General features: G+C 73.1%; 11 protein-coding genes and 2 pseudogenes. 1 reads left to right on the forward strand and 12 read right to left on the reverse strand.

Annotation, left to right across the window (positions count from 1 at the left end; translation table 11 throughout):
- From A5702_RS20160 to pheT, 12 genes and pseudogenes are all read right to left on the reverse strand, one after another.
- On the reverse strand, positions 1–5,759 hold a 5,759-nt coding region (locus A5702_RS20160), incomplete at its 3' end, for a type I polyketide synthase (RefSeq protein ID WP_068223065.1).
- Positions 5,740–12,099, reverse strand: a complete 6,360-nt coding sequence (locus tag A5702_RS20165) for a type I polyketide synthase (RefSeq protein ID WP_068223077.1) — start codon at positions 12,097–12,099, stop codon at positions 5,740–5,742. The genes A5702_RS20160 and A5702_RS20165, both read right to left, overlap by 20 nt.
- Before the next feature lie 78 nt (positions 12,100–12,177).
- On the reverse strand, positions 12,178–13,239 hold the full coding sequence (locus A5702_RS20170) for a type III polyketide synthase (protein ID WP_068223078.1): 1,062 nt from the start codon (positions 13,237–13,239) through the stop codon (positions 12,178–12,180).
- Between the two features lie 109 nt (positions 13,240–13,348).
- A complete protein-coding gene (gene argH / locus A5702_RS20175; RefSeq protein ID WP_055402769.1) occupies positions 13,349–14,767 on the reverse strand; it encodes an argininosuccinate lyase in 1,419 nt (472 codons plus the stop codon).
- Positions 14,764–15,984, reverse strand: coding sequence for an argininosuccinate synthase (locus tag A5702_RS20180; protein WP_055402771.1), 1,221 nt, complete (start codon positions 15,982–15,984; stop codon positions 14,764–14,766). The genes argH and A5702_RS20180 overlap by 4 nt, the downstream gene beginning before the upstream one ends.
- 18 nt (positions 15,985–16,002) lie before the next feature.
- Complete coding sequence (locus A5702_RS20185) at positions 16,003–16,497, reverse strand: arginine repressor (RefSeq protein WP_068223080.1); 495 nt, start codon at positions 16,495–16,497, stop codon at positions 16,003–16,005.
- Positions 16,494–17,423, reverse strand: coding sequence for an ornithine carbamoyltransferase (gene argF / locus A5702_RS20190; protein ID WP_068223081.1), 930 nt, complete (start codon positions 17,421–17,423; stop codon positions 16,494–16,496). Before argF ends, A5702_RS20185 begins: the two co-directional genes overlap by 4 nt.
- Positions 17,420–18,616, reverse strand: coding sequence for an acetylornithine transaminase (locus A5702_RS20195; RefSeq protein ID WP_055402777.1), 1,197 nt, complete (start codon positions 18,614–18,616; stop codon positions 17,420–17,422). Before A5702_RS20195 ends, argF begins: the two co-directional genes overlap by 4 nt.
- Positions 18,613–19,500 (reverse strand): acetylglutamate kinase, encoded by an 888-nt coding sequence (gene argB, locus A5702_RS20200; RefSeq protein ID WP_055402779.1) that lies wholly within the window; start codon positions 19,498–19,500, stop codon positions 18,613–18,615. Before argB ends, A5702_RS20195 begins: the two co-directional genes overlap by 4 nt.
- A complete protein-coding gene (gene argJ, locus A5702_RS20205) occupies positions 19,497–20,708 on the reverse strand; it encodes a bifunctional glutamate N-acetyltransferase/amino-acid acetyltransferase ArgJ (RefSeq protein WP_068223082.1) in 1,212 nt (403 codons plus the stop codon). The genes argB and argJ overlap by 4 nt, the downstream gene beginning before the upstream one ends.
- A pseudogene (argC, locus tag A5702_RS20210) lies at positions 20,705–21,764 on the reverse strand (N-acetyl-gamma-glutamyl-phosphate reductase). The gene argJ and the pseudogene argC overlap by 4 nt, the downstream one beginning before the upstream one ends.
- Before the next feature lie 39 nt (positions 21,765–21,803).
- Positions 21,804–24,143: pseudogene (pheT, locus tag A5702_RS20215) on the reverse strand (phenylalanine--tRNA ligase subunit beta); the annotation flags it as partial.
- Between pheT and A5702_RS25900 the strand changes: the two are divergent.
- The coding region (locus tag A5702_RS25900) for a hypothetical protein (protein WP_156669685.1) at positions 24,043–24,265 on the forward strand (223 nt) is incomplete at its 3' end. The pseudogene pheT and the gene A5702_RS25900 overlap by 101 nt on opposite strands.

A 24,265-nucleotide genomic window follows, 5' to 3' on the forward strand; every position in this document is an offset into this window, starting at 1 on the left:
AACAGCGGCGGCAGCGCGGCGCCGGCGTGGGCCAGCGCGGTGGCATCGAGGCGGGTGGCCACCACGACGGGGGGCTCGGCCAGCAGCGCGGCGTCGAGCAGGTCGAGCGCCTGCCGGGTGGACAGCGCGGCCAGGCCGGCGCGGCTCATCCGGGCCCTGTCGCGGTCCCCGAGGTGCCGGGTCATCGCCGAGGCCTGTTCCCACATCCCCCACGCGATCGACAGGCCCGGCAGGCGGTGAGCGCGCCGGTAGGCCGCCAGGGCGTCCAGGAAGCTGTTGGCGGCGGCGTAGTTACCCTGCCCGGGGGCGCCCACGATGCCCGCCATCGACGAAAACACCACGAACGCGGCCAGATTCAGCTCGCCGGTCAGCTCGTGCAGGTGCCACGCGCCGTCGACCTTGGAGCGCAGCACGGTGTCGATGCGCTCGGGGGTCAACGACGAGATCACCGCGTCGTCCAGCACGCCCGCGGCGTGGAAGACCCCGCGCAGCGGGAAGCGCGCCGGCACCTGGGCCAGCAACCCGGCCACGGCGTCCCGGTCACCGACATCGCAGGCCACCACGGACACCTGGGCCCCGGCCTCCCGCAGCTCGGCCACCAGATCGGCCATCCCGTCGGCCCGCTCGCCGCTGCGGCTGACCAGCATGAGATGCGGCACCCGGTAGCGGTCGACCAGGTGGCGCGCCACCGCCGACCCCGCCATGCCGGTCCCGCCGGTGATCAGCGCGGTGCCGCCGGACAGGCCGGCGGGCCCGTCGGGCATGGTCAGCACGACCTTGCCGATGTGGCGGGCCTGGCTGACGAACCGGTAGGCTTCCACGGCGCGCCGCACGTCGAATGCCTTGACCGGCAACGGCGTCAGCGCCCGCGCGGCGAACAACCGCATCAATTCGGCGAACATCTCGGCGATGTGGTCGGGCCCGGCCTCCATCAGGTCGAACGCGCGGTAGTAGATGTCGGGGTGGGCCGCCGGGTCGCGCAGGTCGGTCTTGCCCATCTCGATGAAGCGCCCGCCGGGGCCCAGCAACCGCAGCGACGCGTCGGTGAACTCGCCGGCCAGCGAGTTCAGCACGACGTCCATGCCGGCGCCGCCGGTAACCGAGGAGAACTTCTGCTCGAAGTCCAGCGTTCGCGAGTCCGCGATGTGGTCGTCGTCGAAGCCCATAGCGCGCAGGGTGTCCCACTTGCCGCGGCTGGCGGTCGCGAAAACCTCGGCGCCCCAATGCCTGGCCAGCTGCACCGCCGCCATGCCCACCCCACCGGCGGCGGCGTGCACCAGCACGCGCTCGCCGGAGCGCAGGCCGCCCAGCACCGACAACCCGTAGTAGGCGGTCAGGAACACCACCGGGACGCCGGCGGCCTCGCCGAACGACCAGCCCGTCGGCACCCGCGTCACCAGCCGCCGGTCGACGACCGCCTCCGAGCCCGTCAGGCCCACGATGCCCATCACCGCGTCGCCGACGGCCAAATCCCCCACACCCGCGCCGATCTCGGTCACCAGCCCGGCGCCCTCGGCGCCCAACTGGGCGGCGCCCGGATACATGCCCAAAGCCACCAGCACGTCGCGGAAGTTCACCCCGGCCGCGGCCACCGCCGCCAACACCTGGCCGGCGGCCAGTTCGGCGGGCGGGCCGGACTGCACCGCCAGGTCCTCCAGCGTCCCGCCCTCGCCGGCGGCCAGCCGCCACACCGAAGGCGGTTCGGGCAGCGGCAACGCCGGGTGCGCCTTGATGGGCTTCAGCCGGGGGGCGTAGGCGACGCCGTCGCGCACCGCCAATTGCGGTTCGCCGCAGCCGATCAGCGGTGCGACGTCGATTGAGCCGTCGGAGTCGACCAGCACCGCCCGGCCGGGCTGCTCGGCCTGCGCCGACCGCACCAGCCCCCACACGGCTGCGCCGGCGAGGTCGGATACGTCCTCGCCGGGCAGCGCGACCGCGCCGCGGGTCAGCACCACCAACGGCCCATCGCCGTCACCCCGCGACTGCAACGCGCTCAACGCCTCGTGGGTCGCGGCGTAGACCGCTTCGACCACGCCTTCGGCGTTCGGATCCGGCCGCCAGACCTCGGGTTCGGTGCCGGACCCGTTGTCCGCCAACGAAACCGGGGACCACACCGCCTCCAGGAGTTCGCCGCCGCCGGAACGCGCCGCAGCGGCCGCCGACAGCTGCGCGGCGGAGACGGGACGCGTCACCAGCTCGCGCACGGACAGCACCGGCGCGCCCGACGAGTCGGCCACCTCGACCGACACCGCGCCCGCGCCCACGGGCGCGAGCCGCACCCGGACCCGCGACGCGCCGGCCGCGTACAGGCACACCCCTTGCCAGGAGAACGGCAACGCGGTCTCGGCGTGCTCGTCGGCCACCCCGAGCGCATGCAGGGCCGCATCCAGCACCACCGGGTGAATCCCGAAGCCGCCCACCGTAACCCCGGCATCCTGGGGGGCCTCGACCTCGGCGAAGGTCTCGGTGCCCCGCCGCCACACCTTGCGCAGGCCGCGGAAGGCCGGACCATACCCGTAGCCGCGCGCCGCCAGGTCGTCGTAGGCGCCCGTCACGTCGACGGCCGCGGCGCCGACCGGCGGCCACACCGACAGGTCCGCCTCCGGCGCGGGCGAGCCCTCGCTCAGCACGCCCTGGGCGTGCAGCGTCCATTCCGGACCGGCCTGCGAATACACCGCGACGCCCCGGGTCCCGCCCTCGCCGGCGCCGTCCACCACCACCTGAACGCGCACCGCGCCGGCGCCCGGCAGCGGCAGCGGGGCCGACAGCGTCAGCTCCTCGATCACCGGGCAGCCCACCTCGTCGCCGGCCCGCAGCACCAGCTCGACGAACCCGGCGCCCGGTAACAGCACGGTCCCGGTCACCGCATGATCGGCCAGCCACGGCTGGGCGGCCGTCGACAGCCGGCCGGTCAGCACCACGCCGCCCGAGTCCGGCCGCTCGACCACCGCGCCCAGCAGCGGGTGCTCGGCGCCGGCCAACCCGAGGCTGGCGGTGTCGCGGGCACCCATGGACTCGGCCGACAGCCAAAACCTGCGCCGCTGAAAGGCATACGTGGGCAGGTCGACCCGGTGGGCGCCGAGGCCGGCGAACGTCGCGGCCCAGTCCAACTCCGCGCCGGAGGCGAACAGCTGCCCGGCGGCCAGCAGCATCGAGTCGACCTCGGGGCGGCCCTTGGCCATCGACACCGCCGCGACCACCGGCTCGCGCGCCAGGGATCGTTCCGCCGCGGCCGTCAGCGCCGCGCCCGGCCCCACCTCCAGGAACGCGCCGGCGCCGAGCGATTCGGCCAGCCGCACCCCGTCGACGAACCGCACCGGGCGGCGCACGTGCTCCACCCAGTAGTCGGCGGACCCGTAGCCCGGTCCGGCCAATTGCCCGGTCACGTTGGACACCAGCTCGATTCGCGGCGCAGCCGGTGACACCCCGGCCACCACCGCGGAGAACTCCTCGATCATGGGTTCCATCAGCGGCGAGTGGAAGGCGTGCGAGACGTCGAGCTGCCGCACCCGCCTGCCGCAATCGGCCAGCCGCTCCGCCGCCGCACTCACCGCGGCCCGCTCCCCCGACAGCACCACCGCGTCGGGGCCGTTGACCGCCGCGAGGGCCAGCCCGTCGGTGAGCAACGGCGCGACCTCGGCCTCGGTCGCGGTCACCGCGACCATCACCCCGCCCGCCGGCAGCGCCGCCATCAGCCGGCCCCGGGCCGCCACGATCCGCGCCGCGTCCGGCAACGACAGCACCCCGGCCACGCAGGCCGCGGCGATCTCCCCGACCGAGTGGCCGATCACCACGTCGGGTGTCACGCCCCACGAGCGCCACAGCGCCGCCAGGGCGACCTCGAGCACGAACAACGCGGGCTGGGCGAATTCGGTGCTCCGCAACAACTCCGGGTCGGCACCCCACATCACGTCGCGCAGCGGCAGCCGGGCGTGCGCGTCCACCGCCGCCACGGCCTCGTCCAAGGCCGCGGCGAACGCCGGAAAGCGTTGGTGCAGTTCTCTTCCCATGCCGAGCCGCTGCGAGCCCTGACCGGGGAACACGAACACCCGCTTGCCGAACGACCGGGCGCGCCCGACGGCCGCACCCGTGGCGGGCTCACCGGCCCGGACCGCCGCCAGCCCCGCCAGCAGGGTGTCGCGATCGGCGCCCACCAGCACCGCGCGATGGTCCAGGGCCGCCCGGGTGGTGGCCAGCGACCACCCCACGTCCACGGCGCGCAGGCCCGGCTGCGCCTCCAGGTGGGCCGACAGCCGCCCGGCCTGCGCGGCCAACGCGTCGGCCGACCGCGCCGACACCACCCATGCGATCGAACCGGCGGGCGGATCGCCCTGCTCCGCAACGGTTTCCGGCTCCGCGGGCGGCTGCTCGACGATGACGTGGGCGTTCGTCCCGCTGATCCCGAACGACGACACCCCGGCCCGGCGCTGGCCGTCGCGCGCCGGCCAGGGCTGGGGCTCGGTCAGCAGCGCCACCGCGCCCGCCGACCAATCCACGTGCGGCGACGGCACATCCACGTGCAGCGTCTTGGGCAGCACGCCGTGCCGCATCGCCTGGATCATCTTGATCACGCCGGCCACCCCGGCGGCCGCCGACGTGTGGCCGATGTTGGATTTGATCGACCCCAGCCACAGCGGCCGGTCCGCCGGCCGGTCCTGCCCGTAGGTCGCCAGCAGGGCCTGCGCCTCGATGGGATCGCCGAGAACCGTTCCCGTGCCGTGGCCCTCGACCGCGTCGACGTCCGCCGCGGCCAGTCCGGCGTTGGCCAGCGCCGCCCGGATCACCCGCTGCTGGGACGGCCCGTTGGGGGCGGTCAAACCGTTGGACGCCCCGTCCTGGTTCACCGCCGAACCCCGGAACACCGCGAGGACGGGATGCCCCAGCCGGCGCGCGTCGGCCAGCCGCTCCAGCACCAGCACGCCCGCGCCCTCCGACCACGACGTCCCGTCCGCCGCGCCGGCGTACACCTTGCACCGGCCGTCCGGGGCCAGCGCCCGCTGCCGGCTGAACTCGACGAACGCGGCGGCGGTGGCCATCACGGTCACGCCGCCGGCCAGCGCGAGGTCGCACTCCCCGGAGCGCAGCGACTGCGCCGCCAGGTGCATGGCCACCAACGACGACGAACACGCCGTGTCCACCGAGACGGCCGGGCCCTCCAGGCCCAACACGTACGACACCCGGCCCGAGGCCACGCTCAGGGTCGACCCGGTCAACCCGTAGCCCTCCAGCTCGCCCTTCACCTCCCCGCCGTAACCGGCGTGGATGACCCCGGCGAACACGCCGGTCGCCGAGCCCCGCAACGCGAGCGGGTCAATCCCGGCCCGCTCCAACGCTTCCCAGGAGATCTCCAGCATCAACCGCTGCTGGGGATCCATCGCGAGGGCCTCGCTCGGGCCGACGCCGAAGAATCCCGCGTCGAAGTCCCCGGCGTCGCGCAGGAAGCTGCCCTGGCGGGTGTACATCTTGCCCGCCGCGTCGGGGTCCGGGTCGTACAGGCCCTCCACATCCCAGCCGCGATCGGCCGGAAAGTCCGACACGGTGTCGCGGCCGTCATTCACCAGTTCCCACAGGGTTTCCGGCGAATCGACGCCACCCGCGTAGCGACAGGCCATGCCCACCACCGCGATAGGCTCGGTCAGCCGGCCCTCCAGCTCCGAGACGCGCCGGCGCGCCCGACGGAGGTCCGCCGTCAGGCGTTTCAGGTAATCGACGTGCTGTGTGGTGTCCGGCATCGCGGTCTCAGCGGCCGAGTTCTTCATCGAGGATGGCAAACAATTGGCTTTCGGTGGCGGCATCGAGGTCGGCGTCGAGGCCTTCGGTGTCGAGGTGATCGGTAGGGCCGAGCGTGGCGAGCAGGCCGTGCAGGCGGGCCCTCAGCGCCGATTTCTCGCCGTCGTCCCAGGGTTGGTCGAGCAGCGCCTGCAATTCGCGGGTGATGTCGGTGAAGCGGGCCATCAGGTCGGGCCGGTCGCCGGACGGCGCGCCGGCCAGCTGGGCGTCCAAATGCCCGGCCAGCACGACCGGTGTCGGGTAGTCGAAGATCAGCGTGGGCGAAAGCGTGAGCCCCGTGGCGGTTTTGAGCCGGTTGCGCAGCTCGACGGCGGTCAGCGAGTCGAAGCCGAGGTCGCCGAACGCGCGGTCGGCGTTGATGTCCGCGGGGTTGGGCAGTCCCAGCACGGTCGCCGCGTTGCCGCGAACCAGGTCGACCAGCTCGCGCTGTCGCGCCTCGGCGGTCAACCCCTGCAGGCGTGCGGCAAGACCGGACGTCAGGGCGGTCGTATCGGCGTCGTCGATGACACGGCGGGTGGTGCGGGCGGCCAGCTCGCTCAACAGCGGCGGCAGTCCGGCGGCGTTGTCGGACAAGGCAACCCGATCCAGTCGGGCGGCCATTAGCACGGGGGCGTCGACGAGCATGCCGGCGTCGAAGCTGTCCAGCGCCTGCTCGGTCGACAGGGGGGCGATGCCGATCCTGGTCATCCGGGCCTTGTCGCGCTCGCCGAGGTGAGCCGTCATCGCCGAGGCCTGCTCCCAGAGCCCCCAGGCCAGCGACAGCCCCGAAAGCCCATGCGCGCGGCGGTATTCGACCAGACCGTCGAGGAAGCTGTTGGCCGCCGCGTAATTGGCCTGACCCGGCGTGCCGACGATGCCCGCCATCGAGGAGAACACCACGAACGCCGACAGATCCTTTTCCCGCGTCAGCTCGTGCAGGTGCCACGCCCCGTCGACCTTGGCCCGCAACACCGCATCCACCCGCGCGGGCGTCAGCGACGCGATCAATCCGTCGTCGAGGATTCCCGCGGCGTGCACCACGCCGCGCAGCGGATACTGCTCCGGGATCTGCGCCAGCATCGCCGCGACGGCGTCGCGGTCGGCGACGTCGCAGGCCACCACCGACACGCGGGCGCCGGCCCGCCGCAGGTCGTCCACCAGTTCCGCAACCCCCGCGGCCCCGGCGCCGGCGCGGCTGGCGAGCATCACGTGCGCCACGCGATACCGGTCGACTAGGTGACGGGCCAGCGCCGAGCCGGCCATGCCGGTGCCGCCGGTGATCACCACGCTGCCGCCGGCCAGCCCACCGCAGCCGCTGAGCACCGCGCCGGGCCCGGACGGCATGGTCAACACGACCTTGCCGATGTGGCGGGCCTGGCTGACGAACCGGTACGCCGCCGAGGCGCAGCGAACGTCGAAGGCCTTGAGCGGCAACGGGGTCAGGGCGCCGTCGCGCATCAGTTCGACGATCTGGGCCAGCATCGCCGCGGTGCGGTCGGCGCCGGCCTCCAGCAGATCGAAGGCGCGATACTGCGCGCCGCGGTGCTGCTCGGCGACGACCTGCGGATCGCGGATGTCCGTCTTGCCCATCTCGATGAACCGGCCGCCGGGTGCCAGCAACCGCAGCGACGCGTCGGTGAACTCGCCGGCCAGCGAATTGAGCACCACGTCGACCCCGGCCCCGCCGGTCGCCGACGAGAACTTCCGCTCGAAGTCCAACGTCCGCGAGTCGCCGATGTGGTCGTCGTCAAACCCCATCGCGCGCAACGTGTCCCACTTGCCCCGGCTCGCGGTCGCGAACACCTCCGCGCCCCAGTGCCGGGCCAACTGAACCGCCGCCATGCCGACGCCCCCGGTGGCGGCGTGCACCAGCACCCGCTCGCCGGCGCGCAGGCCCGCCAGCACCGACAACCCGTAGAGCGCGGTGAGGAACACCACCGGCACGCCCGCGGCCGTCACCAGCGACCAGTCCTGAGGCACCGGGGTCACCACCCGCTGATCCACCACCGCCTCGGAACCGACCACGCCCAGCAGCCCCATCACCGCGTCGCCGACCGCCAGCCCGGTCACGTCGGGGCCGACCTCGACGATCACCCCGGCGCCCTCGGCACCCAACTGGCCCCCGCCCGGGTACATGCCCAGCGCCACCAGCACATCCCGGAAGTTCACCCCGACCGCGGCCACCGCGACCCGCACCTCGCCGGCCGCCAGTTCCGCCGGGGGGCAGGTGCTGAGCGCCAGGTCCTCCAGCGTGCCGCCGCCGCCGGCGTCCAGCCGCCAGCCGCCCGGGGGCAGGCGCAACACCGACCCCCGCCGCACCGGCCGCATCCGCGCCGCATAGGCCACCCCGGCGCGGACCACCAATTGCGGTTCCCCACAACCGATCACCGCGCGCGCGTCCAGGGATCCGTCGGTGTCGATCAACACCACCCGGCCCGGCTGCTCGGCCTGCGCCGAGCGCACCAGCCCCCACACCGCCGCGCCGGCCAGGTCCGTGACGTCCTCGCCGGCCAGCGCGACCGCCCCGCGGGTTTGCACGGCCAGCGTCCCGGACTCCGGACCGCCCAACCAGGATTGCAGCACGCCCAGCGCCTCGGCGGCGGCGGCATGCACCGAGCGCACCACCTCGGCGCCGTGCGGGGCCGGCTCCCACAGCGTCGTGTCGGAGTCCTTGCCGCTCAAGGGTATCGGCGACCACGCCACCTCGAACAGTCCCTCGGCGCTCGCGGCCGCTGCCGACAACTGACCGGCCGAGACCGGGCGCATCGCCAACGAGCGCACCGACAACACCGGCAATCCGGAACCGTCGGCCAGTTCCACCGACACCGCCCCGGCGCCGGACGGCGCAATCCGGACCCGCGCCCGCGACGCGCCGGCCGCGTGCAACGAGATCCCCTGCCACGAGAAGGGCAACACGGTCTGGCCCTCGCCGTCGACGCCGATCGCGTGCAGCGCCGCGTCGAGCAGCACCGGATGGATGCCGAAACCGCCGTCGGCCGCGCCGGCCTCGTCCGGGATGGTGACCTCGGCGAAGATCTCGTCGCCGCGCCGCCACATCGCCCGCAGGCCACGGAAGGCCCGGCCGTACTCGTAGCCCCGCTCGGCCAGCCGCGCGTAGGCGTCGCCCACCTCCACCGGCGTCGCCCCCGCCGGCGGCCACACCGACAGGTCCGCCGCCGGTGCGGCCGCGGCCCCGCCCAGCACGCCCTGCGCGTGCAACACCCACTCCGAGGAGGCGTCCGCCGAATACACGGAGAGCTCGCGCCGCCCGGACTCGGCGGCCGCGCCGACCACCACCTGCACCTGCACGCCCTCGGCGGCCGGCAGCAGCAGCGGGGCCGACACCGTGAGCTCCTCGAGGACCGCCGCGCCGACCTCGTCGCCCGCCCGGATGGCCAGCTCCACAAACCCCGCGCCGGGGAACAACACCGTGCCGCCCACCGCGTGGTCGGCCAGCCACGGCTGGGCGGCGGTCGACAGCCGGCCCGTCAGCACCACCCCGCCGGAATCCGGGCGCGCCACCACCGCGCCCAGCAGCGCGTGCCGCGCGCCCGCCAGCCCCAGGGTGGCCACGTCACCGGTCCCGGTCGATCCGCCCGGCAACCAAAAACGCTGCCGCACAAAGCCGTACGTCGGCAAGTCCACGCGCCGCCCGCCCAGCCCCGCGAGGGCGGCCCGCCAGTCCACCGGCACGCCGGCGACGTGGGCCTGGCCCGCCGAAAGCCAGAACCGTTGCAGCGAGCCGTCATCGCGGCCCAGCGACGGGATGACCACGGCATCGTGACCGCCGTCGGTCAGCGTGTCCTCGACGGCGGCGAGCAGCACCGGGTGCGGGCTGCACTCGACGAAGGCCCCGTAGCCCGCCTCGCCCGCGCGGCGCACCGCGCGTTCGAATTGGACGGTCTGCCGGATGCTGCGGTACCAGTAGTCGGCGTCCAGGCCGGCGGTGTCCAGCAGATCACCCGTGACGGTCGAGAACAGCGCGACCGGACACGATCGCGGCTCGATGCCCGCCAGCGTCTCGGCCAGCGCGGCGCGGATGGCGTCGACGTGCCCCGAATGCGAGGCGTAGTCCACGTCGATCCGGCGGGCCCGCACGCCGTCGGCCTCGCAGCGGGCCATCAACTCGTCGAGGGCGCCCACCTCACCGGACACCACCGCCGCCGAAACCCCGTTGACCGCAGCGACATTCAACCGATCGCCGTACGGGCCGATCAACTCCTCGGCGCGGGCCAGGCCGCAAGCAAGCGACACCATGCCGCCCGCACCCGACAGCTGGACCAGCAGCCGGCTGCGCAGCGCCACCACCCGGGCGGCGTCCTGAAGCGACAGCGCGCCGGCCACATACGCCGCCGCGATCTCGCCCTGCGAATGGCCGATCACCGCGTCGGGGACCACGCCCACCGAGCGCCACAGCTCGGCCAGCGACACCATCACCGCCCACAGCGCCGGCTGCACCACGTCCACCCGGTCCAACCCGGGCGCACCGGGGGTGCCGCGAAGGACGTCGACCAGCGACCAGTCCACGTGCTCGGCGAGCGCCTTCTCGCACCGCTGCAGGTGCTCGGCGAATACGGTTGAGCTGTCCAGCAATTCGGCGCCCATGCCGACCCACTGCGAACCCTGGCCGGGGAACACGAACACCGTCTTGCCCAGCGGCCGCGCCCGGCCCACCACCGCGCCCGCGCCCGGGGTGCCGGCGGCCACGTCGGCCAGCTCCGCGACCAGGCGCGCGCGGTCGGCGCCCACCAGCACCGCGCGGTGCTCGAACAGCGACCGCGTGCAGACCAACGACCAGGCCACGTCGACCACCCGCAGCCCCGGGTCGTCGGTCACCCGCGCCAACAGCCGCGCCGCCTGGTTGGCCAGCGCGTCGGGCGAGCGGGCCGACAACACCCACGGCGCGGGCGCGTCGTCGCCGGCCGCGGGTGCGGAAACCTCTTGCGGCGCCTGCTCGACGATGACGTGCGCGTTGGTGCCGCTGATGCCGAACGACGACACCCCGGCCCGACGCGGCGCATCGTCGGGCGCCGGCCATTCCCGCGCCTCGGTCAGCAGCGAAACCGCCCCCGCCGACCAATCCACGTGCGGCGTGGGCACATCCACGTGCAACGTCTTGGGCATCACCCCGTGCCGGATGGCCTGCACCATCTTGATCACCCCGCCGGCGCCGGCCGCCGCCGAGGTGTGGCCCATGTTCGACTTGATCGATCCGAGCCACAGCGGCCGGCCGGCCGGACGGTCCTGCCCGTAGGTCGCCAGGACCGCCTGCGCCTCAATCGGATCCCCGAGCGTGGTGCCCGTCCCGTGCCCCTCGACCAGGTCCACGTCGGCGGCGGCCAGGCGCGCGTTGGCCAGCGCGGAGCGGATCACCCGCTGCTGCGACGGGCCGTTGGGCGTGGCCAATCCGTTCGAGGCGCCGTCCTGGTTCACCGCCGACCCGCGCAGCAGCGCCAGCACCGGGTGCCCCAGCCGCCGTGCGTCGGACAGCCTTTCCAGCACCAGCACCCCGACGCCCTCGGAAAATCCGGTCCCGTCGGCGGCCCCCGCATACGCCTTGCACCGGCCGTCGGAGGCCAGCGCCCGCTGCCGGCTGAACTCGATGAACATCGCCGGCGTCGCCATCACCGTCACCCCGCCGGCCAGCGCCAGGTCACACTCGCCGGCGCGCAGCGACCGCGCCGCCAGGTGCAGGGCCACCAACGACGACGAGCAGGCGGTGTCCACCGACACGGCCGGGCCCTCCAGGCCCAGCGCGTAGGCCACCCGGCCCGAGGCCACGCTCAGCGTCGAACCGCGCAGCCCGTAGCGCTCCAGGTGTCCGGGCACCCGCCCCTGCCCGCCATAGGACCCGTGGAAGATCCCGGCGAACACCCCCGTCGGCGACCCGCGCAGCGCGGCGGGGTCAATCCCGGCCCGCTCCAACGCCTCCCAGGACACCTCCAGCAACAGGCGTTGCTGCGGGTCCATCGCCAGCGCCTCGCTGGGGGCGATGGAGAAGAACGCGGCGTCGAAGTCGGCCGCGTCGGCCAGGAACCCGCCGCACCGGGCGTAGGACTTTCCGACCGCGTCGGGGTCCGAATCGAACAGGCCCGCCAGGTTCCAGCCCCGGTCGGTCGGGAACTCCGAGACCACGTCGCGGCCCTCGACAACCATCTGCCACAGCGCCTCCGGGGAATCCACCCCGCCGGGGTACCGGCAGCCCATCCCGACCACCGCGACGGGTTCGGTTGCGGCGGCGAGGTATTCGCGGGCCTCGCGCTTGAGCCGCTCGTTCTCCTTCAGCGATGCGCGCAGGGCCCTGACGAGCTCGTCGGAGTCGCCGGTCATGAGTCGCGGCCTGGGCGAGAAAGCGGGGTCATCGGTTCCATCGGTGAATCTTGGGGAGGCACAAGCAGAAACGCCCTGTCAGTGCCAGCGCAACAATACGAGCTCGGAGCAGAATCCGGGACCCATCGCGATCATCAGGCCGGGGCTTTCGCTGGGCGGCGGCTTGGCCAGGGTGTCCCGCAGCACGTGCAGCACCGAGGCCGAGGACAGGTTGCCGATCTCGCCGAGCGAGCGCCAGGTCAGTTCGAGCGCGTCCGGCGGCAGGCTCAGGCTCGCGTTGATCGCGTCGATGATCTTGGGGCCCCCGGGGTGGCTGACCCAGGCGCCGATGTCGGTCGTCGTCAGCCCGTGCGCGCCGAGGAACCCGGCGACGTCGCGCTCGATGTGCTCCTCGACCACCTCGGCCAGGTCCTTGGCCAGGACGAGCTCGAACCCGGCGGCGCCGACGTCGTAGCCCATGGTCCGCAGCGAATCGGGGTACAGCGTGCTGCGCGAGTCCAGGATGGCGGGCCCGCCGGCGGCGACCTTCTCGGCACGGCGCTCGCCGACCGCCACCACGGCGCCCGCCCCGTCGGCGAACAGCGCGCTGCCGACCAGGCCCGGCAGCGACGGCTTGTATCCCGGGTAGGTCAGCGAGCAGAGCTCGACCGAGATCAGGGCCGCGGCGGCGTCCGGCGCCCCGCGCAGGTAGTCGTTCAGCCGGGCCACGCCCGCGGCCCCGGCCACGCAGCCCAGCCCGAACAGCGGCACCCGGCGCACGTCGTCGCGCAGGCCCAGCCGGCCCGCGATCCGCGCGTCCAGGGAGGGCACCGCCAGGCCGGTGACCGTCGTCGTGATCAGCACGTCGAGGTCCTGGGGCCGCAGGCCGGCCTCGTCCAGGGCGCCCGACAGCGCCTCGCAGCCGAGGTCGACGGCGTTGTCGATGAAGATCCGGTTGGCCACGCCGAAGTCGGTCAGGGTGGGGTACCGCTCCAGGGGAAGCACCAGGTGGCGGCTGTTGACCTTGGCGCTGACGTGCAGCTGGCGGACGATGTCCTCGTAGCCTTCGAAGTCCGGGATGCTGACGAAGAAGTCGGTGAGCTCGCGCTGGGAGTAGCGGTACGGTGGCAAGGCACCGAACACGCCGGCGACGACGCTCATTGCTCCCACCCCCTGACGACGAAGATCAGGGTCGAAATGTTCACCCGGATCGCTTCCTGCGAGAAGTTTAATCGGCCCGGGAGCGCCCGGCACAGAAACCAAAGTCCTCTCATCGGCCACCGCCCAGCCGCGTTTTGAGCCGTTCGCACTCGGCCAGGACGGCTTCGAGTTGCTCGGCGACCCTGGCCGGCGCGGTTCCGCCCCGCCCGTCGCGCGACGACACCGAGCCCTCGATGGTCAACACGTCCCGCACCTCCGGCGTCAGCTCGGGGCTGATGGCGGCCAGCTCGTCGTCGGTCAGCTCGTCGAGCCCGACCGCGCGCCCCTCGGCCGTGCGCACGGCGGCCCCGGCCGCCTCGTGCGCGGACCGGAACGGCACCCCCCGGCGCACCAGCCATTCGGCGATGTCGGTGGCCAGCGTGTATCCGGCCGGGGCCAGGGCCGCCATCCGCTCGACGTCGAACGTCAGGCTGGCGACCAGGCCGGCCATCGCCGGCAGCACCAGCTCCAGCTGGGCCACCGAGTCGAACACCGGCTCCTTGTCCTCCTGCAGGTCGCGGTTGTAGGCCAGCGGCTGGGCCTTGAGCGTCGCCAGCAGGCCGGTCAGGTTGCCGATCAGCCGCCCGGACTTGCCGCGGGCCAGCTCGGCGATGTCGGGGTTCTTCTTCTGCGGCATGATCGAGCTGCCGGTGGACCACGAATCGTGCAACCTGACGTAGCCGAACTCCGTTGAGCTCCACAGGATGAGGTCCTCGGCCAGCCGCGAGAGGTCCACGGCGATCATCGCGAACACGAAGGCGGCCTCGGCGGCGAAATCGCGGGCCGCGGTCGCGTCGATGGAATTGGCCGCGGCGGCGTCGAAACCGAGCTCCGCGGCGATCGCGTCCGGGTCCAACCCCAGCGACGAGCCGGCCAGCGCCCCCGAGCCGTACGGGGACACGGCCGCCCGCTTGTCGAAGTCGACGATGCGGTCGACGTCGCGCAGCAGCGGGTGCGCGTGGGCGAGCAGGTGGTGGGCCAGCAGCACCGGCTGGGCGGACTGCAGGTGCGTCTTGCCCGGCATGATGGCGCTGGGGTGCGCGGCGGCCTGGGCGGCCAGCGCGGCCACCACCTCCAAGGCCGCGTCGGCAACCCGGCGCACCGCGTCGCGCAGCCACATCCGGAACAACGTGGCGACCTGGTCGTTGCGCGACCGCCCGGCGCGCAACCGGCCGCCCAGGTCGGGGCCGACCCGGTCGATCAGCCCCCGCTCCAGCGCGGCGTGCACGTCCTCGTCGGTCACCAGCGGCGTGAAGCTGCCGTCGGCCACGTCCTGCGCCAGGCTGTCCAGCCCGGCCAGCAGCCCGTCGCGCTGCTCGGAGGTGAGTAGCCCGGCGTGGAACAGAATCACGGTGTGGGCGCGCGAGGCGACGATGTCGTAGGGGGCCAGCACCCAGTCGAAGTGGGTGGACTTGCTCAGGGCGGCCAGCGCGTCCGACGGTCCGTCGGCGAACCGCCCGCCCCACAGCGAGCCCTCGCGCGTGCTCACGTCGCGGTCGGACCTTCGTCGGCCGCCAGGTCGCGGCGGGACGCGATCTTCGACGACAGCCCGTGCACGTAGACGAAGCCCTTGGCGGCGGACTGGTCGAAGCTGTCGCCCTCGTCGTAGGTGGCCAGGTTGAAGTCGTAGAGCGACTCCGCGCTGCGCCGGCCGTTGACGGCGATGTGCCCGCCGTGCAACACCATCCGGATCTCGCCCGTCACGTGCTCCTGGGTCTTCGCGACGAAGGCTTCCAGCGCGGTCTTCAGCGGCGAGTACCAGAGCCCGTCGTAGACCAGCTCCGCCCAGCGCTGGTCGGTGTGCCGCTTGAAGCGGCCCAGTTCGCGCTCCAGCGTGACGTGTTCGAGCTCGGTGTGGGCGGTGATCAGCACCATCGCCCCGGGGGCCTCGTAGATCTCGCGGCTCTTGATGCCCACCAACCGGTCCTCGACCACGTCGAGGCGGCCCACGCCCTGGCAGCCGGCGCGGCGGTTGAGCTCCTCGATGGCCTGTAGCACGGACACCGGTTTGCCGTCGATGGATACCGGGACCCCGCGCTCGAACCCGACGATCACCTCGTCGGGCGTGTTCCAGTTGATGGTGGGGTCTTCGGTGTAGGAGTAGATGTCCTTGGTTGGCGCATTCCAAAGGTGTTCCAGGAAGCCGGTTTCCACCGCGCGGCCCCACACGTTCTGGTCGATGGAGAACGGCGAGCGCTTGGTGACGTTGATCGGGATGGCGTTCTCCTCGGCGAACGCGATCGCCTTCTCCCGCGTCCAGGCGTAGTCGCGGACGGGCGCCAAAACCTCCAAATCCGGTGCCAGCGAAGCGAATCCGACCTCGAACCGGACCTGGTCGTTACCCTTGCCGGTGCAGCCGTGGGCGACGGTGGTGCCGCCGTGCTCGCGGGCGGCCGCCACCAGGTGCTTGGCGATCAGCGGCCGGCTGATGGCCGACACCAGCGGATAACGGTCCATGTAGAGGGCGTTGTTCAGGATGGTGGGCAGGCAGTAGCCCTCGGCGAACTCGTCGCGGGCGTCGACGACGACGGCCTCCACCGCGCCGCAGTCCAGGGCCCGCTGGCGGACGACCTCCATGTCCTCGCCGCCCTGGCCGAGGTCGATGGCCACCGCGACGACCTCGCGGCCGGTTTCCTTGCCGATCCAGCTGATCGCGACCGAGGTGTCCAGACCGCCCGAATACGCCAGGATGACGCGATCCGACATGAACCAATCTCCTTAGTTTTAGGTGAGCTCTTCTAGGGTGCGGGCCAGCTCGGCGCCGGTCATCGGCTCCCGGGCGGCCACGAAGACGGTGTCATCGCCGGCGATGGTGCCGACGACGTACGGTAACGCCGCCCGGTCGATGGCGCTGGCCAAATAGTTGGCGCCGCCGGGCGGGGTGCGCAGCACCGCGAGGTTGGCGCTGGCGTCGGCCGACACCAGCAGCTCGCCCAGCAGCCGGGACAGCCGCGCGGTGCCGCCGGACACCCCGCGCACCGGGCTGCCGTCCTCGGGAACGATGTAGACGCCGACGCCGCCGTCGGCTCCGCGCAGCTTCACCGCGCCGAGCTCCTCGAGGTCGCGCGACAGGGTGGCCTGGGTGACCTCGATGCCCTCGTCGGCCAGCCGGGCCGCCAGCTCGCTTTGGCTGCTGATCGACGCCGACGACAGGATGGCCACGATGCGGTCCTGCCGGCCGGCCCGGGTGGTCTCGGGCGTGGCCTTCGAGCGGGTCATGAGCGTCGCTCCAACAGCCACACCAGCAGTGCCTTCTGGGCGTGCAGCCGGTTCTCGGCCTCGTCCCACACCACGCTGGCCGGCCCGTCCATCACCGCGTCGGTGATCTCGTCGCCGCGGTGAGCCGGAAGGCAGTGCAGCACAATCGCTTCCGGGTCGGCCAGGCCCAGCAGCCGCTCGTTGATCTGGAACCGGCGGAACGGGGTGCGGCGGTCGAGCCCGTCGCCCTCCTGGCCCATCGACGTCCAGGTGTCGGTCACCAGCACGTCGGCGCCGCGCGCGGCCGCGTCGGGCTCGGCGCTGAGGGTGACCGAGCCGCCGGTCGTTTCCGCGCGTTCCGTCGCGGCCGCGACGAAGGCCGGGGCGGGGGCGAAGCCGTCGGGCGCGGCGATCGTGACGTGGATGCCGGCGGTCACCCCACCGAGCAGCAGCGAGTGGGCCATGTTGTTGGCGCCGTCGCCGAAGTAGGACATCCGCAGCCCCGCAAGGGATCCCTTGCGTTCGGCGATGGTCTGCAGGTCGGCGAGCACCTGGCAGGGGTGGAACTCGTCGGAGAGCGCGTTGACCACCGGCACGGTCGCCACCTCGGCCATGGCCTCGAGCCGGTCCTGCCCGAAGGTGCGCCACACGATGGCCTCGACGTAGCGGGACAGCACCCGCGCGGTGTCGGCCAGCGTCTCGTCGCGGCCCAGCTGCGTGCTGCGGGCGTCGACGACGACGGCGTGCCCGCCGAGCTGCGCGATGCCCACCTCGAAGGAGAACCGGGTGCGGGTGGAGTTCTTGTCGAAGAGCACCGCGACGCCGCGCGGGCCGTCCAGCGGCCGGCAGCAGAACGGATCCTTCTTCAGCTCGGCGGCCAGCTGCAGCACCTCGGCCTGCTCGGAGGGCGACAGGTCGTCGTCGCGCAGGAAATGGCGGGGCGTCATGCCGCGGCCTTGTCCAGGATGCCCGGCAGCGCGCCGACGAAGGCGTCCAGCTGGGCCTCGGTGATGATCAGCGGCGGGGCCAGCCGGACGACCTCGGGCGCGGCGGCGTTGACCAGGAATCCGGCTGCGCGCGCGGCACTTTCGGCCTCCTTGGCCCGCGGCGCGGTCAGCACCAGGCCCTGCAGCAACCCCCGCCCGCGCACGTGGTCGATCAGCGGGTGGTTCAGGGACTCGACGCCGTGCCGCACCGACTTGCCCAGCACCTCCGCGTGCCGGATCAGGTCCTCGTCGGTGATCACCCGCAGCACCGCCCGCGCCGCAGCGGCGCAGATCGGGTTGCCGCCGAAGGTGCTGCCGTGCAGGCCGGGGGTCAGCAGCTCGGCGGCCCGCCCGACGGCCAGGCACGCGCCGATGGGCAGCCCGCCGCCCAACCCCTTGGCCATGGTCACGACGTCCGGGGTGATGCCGTCGTGCTGGTGGGCGAAAAACGCTCCGGTGCGGCCCATCCCGGTCTGCACCTCGTCGAGCACCAGCAGCGCGCCGTGCCGCGAGGTGATGTCGCGCGCGGCCCGCAGATAGCCCTCCGGCGGGACCACGACGCCGCCCTCTCCCATGATCGGTTCGAGGAACACCGCCGCGGTGGCGTCGTCGACGGCCGCGGCCAGCGCGTCGGCGTCCCCGTAGGGCACGTGCGTGACGTATCCGGGCAGCGGCTCGAACGGCGCCTGCTTGCTGGGCTGGCCGGTCAGTGCCAGCGAGCCCATCGTGCGGCCGTGGAAACCGCCCTGCGCCGCAACGAGTTTCGTGCGCCCGGTGAGCCGCGACAGCTTGAACGCGACCTCGTTGGCCTCGGTTCCCGAGTTGCAGAAGAACACCCGGGCGGGCGCCCCTGTTTGTTCGGGCGCGCCGAGCAGCGCCACCAGCTCCTCGGCCAGCGCGATGCCCGGTTCGCTGGCGTACAGGTTGGAGGTGTGGCCCAGCGTGGCCATCTGGTGGGTGACGGCCTCGATGACCGCGGGGTGGCGATGCCCGAGGACGTTGACCGCAATGCCGCCGAGCAGGTCCACGTAGCTGTTGCCGTCCACGTCGGTGACCACGGCGCCGTCGCCGCTGGCCAGGGCGAGCGGCGGGGTGCCGTAGTTGTTCATCATCACGGCTTCCCAGCGCTGCTTCACTGTTTCCCCTTGGCTCATGTGGGCACCACCTTGGTGCCGGTCCCCGCATCGGTGAAAAGCTCGACCAGCACGCAGTGTTCGACCCGCCCGTCGATGACGTGCGCGCTCGGCACGCCGGCGGTGACCGCCCGCAGGCACGCCTCGACCTTGGGGATCATGCCCGCCTCCAGCGTGGGTAGCAGTTGCGCGAGTGTGCCGGTGTCGATCTCGCTCACCAACGAGCCGCGGTCGGGCCAGCTGGTGTAGAGGCCCTCGACGTCGGTGAGCATCAACAGCTTCTCGGCCCGCAGCGCCTCGGCGAGCGCCGCGGCGGCGGTGTCGGCGTTGATGTTGTGCACCACGCCCTCGGCGTCCGGGGCCAGCGTGGACACCACCGGAATGCGGCCCGCCGCAATCAGATCCAGCACCGCGGCGGTGTTGACCCGTTCGACGTCGCCGACCAGGCCGATGTCGGTGGCCACGCCGTCCACGGTCACGCTGCGCCGCACGGCGGTGAACAGTTGCGCGTCCTCGCCGGTGATGCCGACGGCGTAGGGCCCGTGCGCGTTGATCAGGTTGACCAGTTCGCGGCCCACCTGTCCGAACAACACCATCCGCGCCACGTCGAGCACTTCGGGTGTGGTGACCCGGAAGCCGCCCTTGAAGTCGCCCTCGATGCCCAGCCGGCGCAGCATGGCGGTGATCTGCGGGCCGCCGCCGTGCACGACGACGGGCAGGATGCCGCAGTTGCGCAGGAAGGCCATGTCGGCGGCGAAGGCGTGCCGCAGCGTGTCGTCGGTCATGGCGTTGCCGCCGTACTTGATGACGACGACCTTGCCGTACAGCTGCTTGAGCCAGGGCAGGGCTTCGGCGAGCACCTGCGCCTTGACGCCGGTCGGCAGCTGCTCCGTTGTGAAAGTCATGAGCTGTACGCCGAGTTCTCTTCGACATAGCCGTGCGAGAGGTCCGTGGTGCGGACCGCGGCGTGGCCGTCACCCACGCGCAGGTCGACGGTGATGTCGATGTCGGCGCCGGACAGGTCCACCTCGCGCGCGCCCGGCGCCCCGACACCGTCGACGCACACGGCGAAGCCGTTGAACGACACCGTGATTCGATCGGGGTCGAGGGGAATCGGCGCCATCCCGACGGCGGCCAGCACCCGGCCCCAGTTGGGGTCCGACCCGAACACCGCGGTCTTGACCAGGCTGTCGCGGGCGATCACCCGCGCGGCGGTCAGCGCGTCGTCCTCGGAGGCCGCCCCGGTCACCGTCACGGTGACGCGTTTGGTGACGCCCTCGGCGTCGGCCTGCAGCTGCGCGCACAGATCGTCGCACACCCGCAGCACGGCGTCGTCGAGATCGGCCTGCGCGGGCGTGATCCCGCTGGCCCCGGACGCCAGCAGCAGCACGGTGTCGTTGGTCGAACACGCGCCGTCGATGTCGAGCCGGTCGAAGGTGCGGGCGGTGGCGCGGCGCAGCGCGGTGTCGAGCGCCGCGGCCTCGACGTTCGCATCGGTGGTCAGCACGCACAGCATGGTGGCCAGCGACGGTGACAGCATGCCCGCGCCCTTGGCCATCCCGCCGACCGTCCAGTTGCTCCGGTGGTGCAGCGCAACCTGTTTCGGCACGGTGTCGGTGGTCATGATCGCGCGCGCCGCCTCGTCGCCGCCGCTCAGACCGCCGGCCATGTCCTGAACGATCGCGCGCACCCCGGCGAGCACCTTGTCCATCGGCAGCCGGTCGCCGATCAGCCCGGTGGAGCACACCGCGACCTCGATGGCCCCGGTTTGCGTCCCCCAGTCCGACAGCGCGGCGGCGACGGCCTCGGCGGTGGCGTGGGTGTCCTGGAAACCGCCGGGCCCGGTGCAGGCGTTGGCGCCGCCGGAGTTGAGGATCACCGCGCGCAGCGCGCCGGTGGTCAGGACCTGCTGGCTCCACAGCACGGGCGCGGCCTTGACCTTGTTGCGGGTGAAGACGCCCGCCGCCGCGTAGTCGGGCCCCTCGTTGAACACCAGGGCCAGGTCGGGGTTGCCCGACGCCTTGATGCCCGCGGCGATCCCGGCGGCCCGGAACCCGGCGGGCGCGGTGACGCCCTGTTCGCGCACCAGGCGCGCCTCGGCTGTGTGGGTCACGGGGCGACCCCGACCACCGAAAGGCCTTGTGCCTCCGGCCAACCCAGCGCGAGGTTCATCGCCTGCACCGCCGCGCCGCCGGTGCCCTTGACCAGGTTGTCGATGGCGGCGATGGCCACGAACGTCTCCGCGGCCTCGTCCACCGCGACGGCGACGTGTGCCGCGTTGCTGCCGATCACCGATCCGGTGCGCGGCAGTTGACCCTCGGGTAGCAGGTACACGAAAGGCTCTGCGTCGTAAGCCTTTTCGTAGGCGGCCCGCAGTTGTGAGAGCGGCGCGCGGGTCCGCGCCGTGCAGGTGGCCAGGATGCCCCGCGAGGTCGGGATCAGGACCGGGGTGAACGACACCGTGACGTCGCGGTCGGTGACCGCCCGCAGCCCCTGGGCGATCTCGGGCGTGTGGCGGTGGGCCCCGGCGATGTTGTAGGCCCGGGCGGACCCGATCACCTCGGAGCCGAGCAGGTCGGTCTTGGCCGCGCGGCCGGCCCCGGAGGTGCCGCTGACGGCCACCACGGTGACGGCGGGCTCGATCAGGTCCTCGGCCATCGCGGGGAGCAACGCCAGCAGCGCCGCGGTCGGGTAGCAGCCCGGCACGGCGATCCGGCGCGCGCCGCGCAGCCGCTCCCGCGCGCCGGGCAGTTCCGGCAGTCCGTAGGGCCAGCTCCCGGCGTGCGGGGAGCCGTAGAACCGCTCCCACGCCGCGGCGTCGGTGAGCCGGAAGTCGGCGCCGCAGTCGATGATCAGGGTGTCCGGGCCCAGCTGGTCGGCCAGGGCGGACGAATGCCCGTGCGGCAGGCCCAGGAACACCACGTCGTGGCCGGCCAGCACGGCGAGTTCGGTGGGCTCGACCACGCGGGAGGCCAGCGGCGTCAGGTGCGGGTGGTGCTCGCCGAGCGTGCTGCCGGCGCTCGTCGCGGCGGTCAGCGACCCGATGGCGAGCCGGCCGTCGGCGTAGGCGGGATGCCCGAGCAAAAGGCGCAGGATCTCACCGCCCGCATAGCCGCTGGCCCCGGCAACCGCCACCCTCAATACGTCGGCCATTCCGCCGATTCTGCATGGTTATGCAATGCTTTGCAAATCCATTCCAGAGCGGCGCTCAGGCCCGCAGTTCGGCGCCGACCGCCTCGGCGGCGCGCCGCACCGCGGCGTCGCGGGCCGCGCTGGCGTCGTCCTCGGTCAGCGTGCGGTCCGGGGCGCGGAAACGCAGGGCGAAGGTCAGCGATTTGCGGTCCTGCCCGACCTGCGGGCCGGTGAAGACGTCGAACAGTTGCAGGTCTTCCAGCAGCTCGCCGGCGCCCTCCCGCACGGCGTCGGCCACCGCCTGCGCCGGCACGTGCGCGGGCACCACCAGGCTGACATCCTGGAAGACCGCCGGGAACGGCGACACCCTCGGCGCCGGCAACGCCTCGGCGATGGGAATGGCGTCGAGGTTGAGCTCGACGGCGCACGTGCCCTTCGGCAGCCCGGAACGTTCGATCACCGCCGGGTGCAGCTGCCCGGCGTGACCGACCACGGTCTCCCCGACCAGCACCTCGGCGCACCGGCCCGGATGCCAGGGCAGCTGCTGCGCCGCCCGCAGCCGCACCTCGACCCCGCTGGCGCGGGCGACGATGCGCACCGCCTCGAACGCGTCGGCGGCCTCGACCCGGCGGCCGGGCCCCCACGGGCCGCGGCGCTCGCGCAGCCCGGCCAGCACCGCCGCGACGTGCTGGGGCTGGCGGGGCAGCGAGGCGTCCAGCAGGGCGATCTCGGTGTCCGTCGGTCGCCGGTGCACGGGGATGGGCCGCACGCCGCGCGTCTCGTCGGTCGGCTGCACCACCTGCGCCAGCGCGTACAGCGCGACGTCCACCAGACCCCGGGACACGTTGCGCACCAACGCCTCCAGCAGCGCCGGCAGCAGCGTGGTGGCCAGGTGCGGGCGGTCGGCCTCCAGCGGGTTGAGCACCTGCGTGGTGGCGCGGCGCGGATCGTCGGCCGGCAGCCCCCACAGGTCGAACACGCCCGCGGGCAAGAACGGCGTGGGCAGGATTTCGACGTAACCGTGTTGGGCCAGCGATTTGCCGATCGCGCGGCGCCGCTTCTGCCCCGCGGTGAGGCCACGGCCCGCGGGGGCCGCGGGCAGCACCGACGGGATGACCTCCAGCCCCTCGAGGCGCAGCACCTCCTCGACGAGGTCGGCGGGCTGCAACAGGTCGGGCCGCCAGCTCGGCGGCGTCACCGTGAGCGCCGCGCCGGAGTCGACCACCAGCGCGCCGATCTGCGCCAGGCGCCGCGCGGTGGTCCCGGCGGGGTAGGCCACCCCGGCGACGCGGTCGGGCAGGTCGGCGGGAACGTGGATCGGCGGAAGCGACCAGTCGTCGGTCGGCGGCTCGCCGCGCCAATCGGTCAGCTTCTCCGACACCGCTCCCCCGGCGATCTCGACGAGCAGGGTGGCGCACCGGTCCAGCGCGGCCACCGAGATCGCCGGGTCCACCCCGCGCTCGTAGCGCCGGGCGGCCTCGCTGGGCAGGTGCAGTCGGCGCTGGGTGCGCGATACGGCGGCGGGGTCCCAGACCGCCGCCTCCAGCAGCACGTCGGTGGATTCGGGGCGCACCTCGGTGCTGGCCGCGCCCATCACGCCGCCGATCGCCGCGGTCGCGCGGTCGTCGACGATGAGGACATCGGTCGGGTCGAGCCGGCGCTCGATGTCGTCGAGGGTGACCACGGTCTCGCCGGGCCGGGCGAACCGCACGGCCAGGCCCCCGGAGATGCGGTCGCGGTCGTGGGCGTGCATGGGGTGGCCGAGTTCGAGCATCACGTAGTTGGTGACGTCCACCGCCGGCGAGGTCGCGCGGATGCCGGCCAGCAGCAGCCGCCGTTGCAGCCACCACGGCGACACGGCGGCCGGGTCGATACCGGTCACCGGCCGCAGGGCGAACCGGCGGACACCGGTTTCGGGCTGCACGGTCAACGGCCAGGCCTCGCCGTTGGCGGGCAACTGCTTGACGTCCGCCGGGTCGACGAACTCGAGGTCGTAGGCGCAGGCGATCTCCCGCGCCAACCCGCGCACCGACATGCCGTAGCCGCGGTCGGGGGTGATCGCCAGGTGGAAGACCACGTCGTCCAATCCCAGCACCGCGGCGCCGTCGGCGCCCGGGTCGGCGGTACCGGCCGGCAGCACCAGGATCCCGGAATGGTCCGCGCCCAAGCCGAGTTCGGCCGCCGAGCAGATCATGCCGTCGGAGTCGCGGCCGTAGGTCTTGCGCGCGGTGATCGCGAAGCCGCCGGGCAACGTGGTGCCGGGCAGCGCCACCACCACCAGGTCACCGACGACGAAATTGGTTGCGCCGCAAACAATGTCGCGGGGCTCGGGCTCACCGACATCGACCCGGCAGGCGCGGATCGGCCACGAGGTCGAGGATGTGGTCACCCTCGGCCCGGTCGAGGGCCCACTGACCGTGGGCCGCGTCGCCGGCATCGAGGAGCTCACCGGGTTCAAGAAGCCGATCCGCGCCTGCCGGGTCGATGTCGGTGAGCCCGAGCCCCGCGACATTGTTTGCGGCGCAACCAATTTCGTCG

The organism is Mycobacterium sp. E3339 (assembly GCF_001666915.1).
Lineage (GTDB): Bacteria > Actinomycetota > Actinomycetes > Mycobacteriales > Mycobacteriaceae > Mycobacterium.

Bases quoted from the DNA above. Each gene is read 5' to 3' on its own strand.
- A5702_RS20165 (WP_068223077.1), bottom strand. From the start codon at position 12,099: ATGACCGGCGACTCCGACGAGCTCGTCAGGGCCCTGCGCGCATCGCTG.
- A5702_RS20170 (WP_068223078.1), bottom strand. From the start codon at position 13,239: ATGAGCGTCGTCGCCGGCGTGTTCGGTGCCTTGCCACCGTACCGCTAC.
- A5702_RS20180 (WP_055402771.1), bottom strand. From the start codon at position 15,984: ATGTCGGATCGCGTCATCCTGGCGTATTCGGGCGGTCTGGACACCTCG.
- A5702_RS20185 (WP_068223080.1), bottom strand. From the start codon at position 16,497: ATGACCCGCTCGAAGGCCACGCCCGAGACCACCCGGGCCGGCCGGCAG.
- argF (WP_068223081.1), bottom strand. From the start codon at position 17,423: ATGACGCCCCGCCATTTCCTGCGCGACGACGACCTGTCGCCCTCCGAG.
- A5702_RS20195 (WP_055402777.1), bottom strand. From the start codon at position 18,616: ATGAGCCAAGGGGAAACAGTGAAGCAGCGCTGGGAAGCCGTGATGATG.
- argB (WP_055402779.1), bottom strand. From the start codon at position 19,500: ATGACTTTCACAACGGAGCAGCTGCCGACCGGCGTCAAGGCGCAGGTG.